Source organism: Trinickia terrae (assembly GCF_005144415.1).
Taxonomy (GTDB): domain Bacteria; phylum Pseudomonadota; class Gammaproteobacteria; order Burkholderiales; family Burkholderiaceae; genus Trinickia_A; species Trinickia_A terrae.
The window spans coordinates 1-3,414 of the sequence record NZ_SWJE01000036.1; the positions used below are offsets into that span (position 1 = coordinate 1).

The 3,414-nt window shown below is 62.7% G+C and carries 3 protein-coding genes; 1 reads left to right on the forward strand and 2 read right to left on the reverse strand.

The features are described 5' to 3' along the window. Nucleotides 1-169: 169 nt before the first annotated feature. Together FAZ69_RS32885 and FAZ69_RS32890 are read right to left on the reverse strand one after the other, a co-directional pair. A complete protein-coding gene (locus tag FAZ69_RS32885) occupies nt 170-1,639 on the reverse strand; it encodes an aldehyde dehydrogenase family protein (RefSeq protein WP_136899625.1) in 1,470 nt (489 codons plus the stop codon). A gap of 22 nt (nt 1,640-1,661) precedes the next feature. After that, entirely contained in the window at nt 1,662-2,633 is a 972-nt protein-coding gene (locus FAZ69_RS32890) for an amidohydrolase family protein (protein ID WP_136899627.1), read from the reverse strand. Between the two features lie 235 nt (nt 2,634-2,868). Between FAZ69_RS32890 and FAZ69_RS32895 the strand changes: the two genes are divergently transcribed. Next, entirely contained in the window at nt 2,869-3,255 is a 387-nt protein-coding gene (locus FAZ69_RS32895; protein WP_369407773.1) for a MarR family winged helix-turn-helix transcriptional regulator, read from the forward strand. Nucleotides 3,256-3,414: the final 159 nt, after the last annotated feature.

The window sequence follows — 3,414 nt, forward strand, 5'->3', positions numbered from 1 at the left end:
ACGTCGAAGCCGTCCATCACCACCGAACAGCCGATCATGATCATGATCGCGATCTGGAATGCGCTCAGCGGACGGCTGTCGATCAGCGCGCTGATGTCGACGATCGAAGATTGCGCCTCTTCCACTTGCTGCGCATTATCGGGAGTCAACATGCACCTCGTTGCGTTTTCTAGAACGGATAAGCGGGAAGGCTTTCGCGGCTCGTCACCCACTGCCATTCCGTGAACTGGTCGGCGTTGGTCAGCGTGCTGTAGTTGTGCCCGTTGCCGGACAGCCCCAGGCCGCCCATCGGCCCGAATACCTCATGCATGACCGTCTGGTCGTTGATGTGGACGATGCCCGCATGCAGCTGGTCGGCAATCTGCTGGGCCCGGCGCAAGTCAGAAGACGCCACGGCCGCCACCAGCCCGTACCGGTTCTGATTGGCCAACGCAACCGCTTCGTCATCGGTCTTGAACACGGTCACCGCGGCGACCGGACCGAAGATCTCTTCCTCGAACGCAGGCATTCCGGGCACCACGTCGACCATCACGGTCGGCTTAAAAAACAACCCGTCGCGCGTCCCGCCCGCCAGAATCTTCGCACCCTGGCTCGCGGAATCCGCCACGATGCGATCGACGTTGGCCGCCTGCCGTTCGTTGACAATCGGACCCAGATGGACATCGCCCTTGAACGGGTCGCCCACCGTCAGCGCCCGGGTTCGCCGCACGAGGCTTTCGATGTAGGCATCGGCAATGCTCTCCTGCACGAGATGCCGGCCCGCGGACATGCAGACCTGCCCCTGATGCAGAAACGATCCCCACGCCCCGGCGCTCGCCGCGGCTTCGACATCGACGTCGTCAAGCACGATGTAGGGATTCTTGCCGCCGAGCTCGAGATTGGCCCGCTTGAGCAGGCCGCCCGCCACGGCGCCGATCTGTTGCCCCACCCGCGTCGATCCCGTGAAGCTGATCATGTTGACGAGCGGATCCCGGACCAGCGCGTCGCCCGTCTCGGCCCCGCCGGGAAGCACATGGAACAGCCCCTCCGGCAGCCCTGCGGCCTCGAACAGCCGCGCATACAGGACGCCGCCACTGACCGACGATTGAGGATCGGGCTTGAGCAGCACCGCGTTGCCCGTGGCCAGCGCCGGGGCGATGGCCCGCGCCGCGAGAATGAACGGGGAATTCCATGGGGTAATGACGCCGACCACGCCCAGCGGGATCCTGCGCGCAACGCTATGCCGCCCCCTTGCATCGCTTGCCGTGATGACGCCGGTCGGCTGGCTCGCCAGCGCCGCGCCTTCGAGAATCTCGCGTATCGCGAGCTTCACCTCCAGTTGCCCCTTCGGCCGTATCGACCCGGTCTCCCGGACGATCTGGCGGGCGATCTCGTCCCCATGAACCTGCAGCAGACGAACGGCCTCGCGCAAAATATCGCCTCGTTGCGGCCCTGGTGTGGCGGCCCACGCACGTTGCGCATCAGCGGCGATCGCGGCGGCGGCCGAGACATCCGCGGCCGACGCGCAACCAATCGATCCCATCTGCTCGCCGGTCGCCTTCTCGGTCACCGGGATCGTGCCGGCGCCTCCGGTTTTCCATCCGCCGCTATAGATCTTGTCGCGCCATACGTCTGCTGGCGCCAGTTCGGTCACTGACATTCGCGTTCTCCTGTTTCCCGTATCACTCAAGACCGAACAGACGCCGCGCGTTGTCCCGTCCGATCTTCACGCGATCGGTTTCGCTGATCGCGCACGTGTCGAACCACCCGGCAGCCTCGTCATGCGTTTCGAACGGGTAGTCGACCGAATACATGATCCGGTCGCTGCCCATCTCCAGCATCGTGGACAGCAGCGTCTGCGTTCGGAAATTCCCGCTCGTCGTCACATGCACGTTCTCCCGCATATACTCGCCCACGCTGCGCTTGCACGGCAGCCCGCGCGGCGCCTTCTGCAGTATGTGGTCCACACGCCAGACGTTGAACGGAATGCCCTCGCCCAGATGGCCCAAAATCATCTGCAGCTCCGGATTGCGGTCGAACAGACCCGAGGTCATCAGCCGCAGTGCGTGGATGCTCGTTTCAACCGCGAACGCCCAGGTCGCGGCGGTCAACCACGGAAAGCCGTCGTAGATCGGCTCACGCGAGGGCAACGGATCCCGCGGATGCATGTAGAAAGGCTTGCCGAGCGCGGCCGCGTTCACCCAGAAATCGGTGTACTGCGGGGCGTCGTAGTACGCGACATTTTCCGCATCGCCCACTTGCGAAAAACCATTGACCATGAAGCCGTGGAATCCCAGCTCCTTCACGCAGCGCTCGAGCTCGCGTGCCGCCGCTTCGGGATCCTGCATCGGCAACGCGGCAAAGCCGCCCAGGCGGGACGGATGACGGGCAACGTGTTCGGCAAGGATATCGTTGGCCCGCCTCGCAACCTCGATCGCTTCCTTGATGTCCGGAATGCCCTGGATGCCAGGCGAGTTGAGCGACAGGATCGAATACTCCGTTCCGCCCTGCTCCATGCGCTCCAGCCGCTGCTGCTCGATGTCCAGAAGATTCGACTTCAGCATCTCCCACACGTGAGGAGGCGCGTAGCCTTTCGATTGATCGATGGTCAGGTCGATCGCAAAATGTTCTTCAAGTGCAATCTTGTTTCTCATCTATCTGCTCCGGTTCAGCGTGTGACGCCTTGTTCACGTCACGAAGGGGACCCGCCATCCGAGTTCGTCCGGATGGCATTTACTTGATTTTTCAAGTACATTGAGGTGGAGTATAGTTGATTTTTCAAGTATCAATACTCACGTAAACCCTCTCCCGACGACCATGAAAACATCCAGGCGACCGCAGCAGCTCGAGCAGGCGATTCCGTTCCTGCTCACACGTGCCGGAGGCAGAATGGGAAACGCCCTTGCGAAGGCGCTGAAACCCTTTGGCCTGAGCCTCAGTGAGTGGCGAGTCTGCGCCTCGCTGCTGTATGTTCCGCTGCAGACCCTGTCCGAGCTGTCCGCGCATGCGACCTCGGACATTTCCGCGCTTTCCAGGATCATCGACCGTCTCGAGGGGCAGGAACTGGTCCGACGCGAGAAGAGCGCGACGGATGGACGGTCGATCAGGGTCGTCCTGACGGAAAAGGGCGAGGAGCTCACCCTCAGCATCATGCCGCTCGCAAAGCGGCATGAGGCGGTCGTGCTTCGCGATTTCGCCGCGAGCGACGTTCAGGTGCTTCGCGCGATGCTGATCAAGCTGTATGAGAATGCGGAAGCGCTTGACGACCTGCCTTAGCTGGTGTGTATTGCGTTGCCCGAGACTGCTGTGCCACCGGCGTTACCGGCGAACAGCAGCCCGCAGCGCGTTGCGCACTGGTCATGCCGCAAACCATCAAAGCTGCGGCCGCAGCACTATCTTGCTGGCGACAGATTTGACGCCCGGCACCTTGCCGGC

Excerpts from the sequence above, each read along its gene's own strand:
- FAZ69_RS32885 (WP_136899625.1), bottom strand. The coding sequence starts at position 1,639 with ATGTCAGTGACCGAACTGGCGCCAGCAGACGTATGGCGCGACAAGATC.
- FAZ69_RS32890 (WP_136899627.1), bottom strand. The coding sequence starts at position 2,633 with ATGAGAAACAAGATTGCACTTGAAGAACATTTTGCGATCGACCTGACC.
- FAZ69_RS32895 (WP_369407773.1), top strand. The coding sequence starts at position 2,869 with ATGGGAAACGCCCTTGCGAAGGCGCTGAAACCCTTTGGCCTGAGCCTC.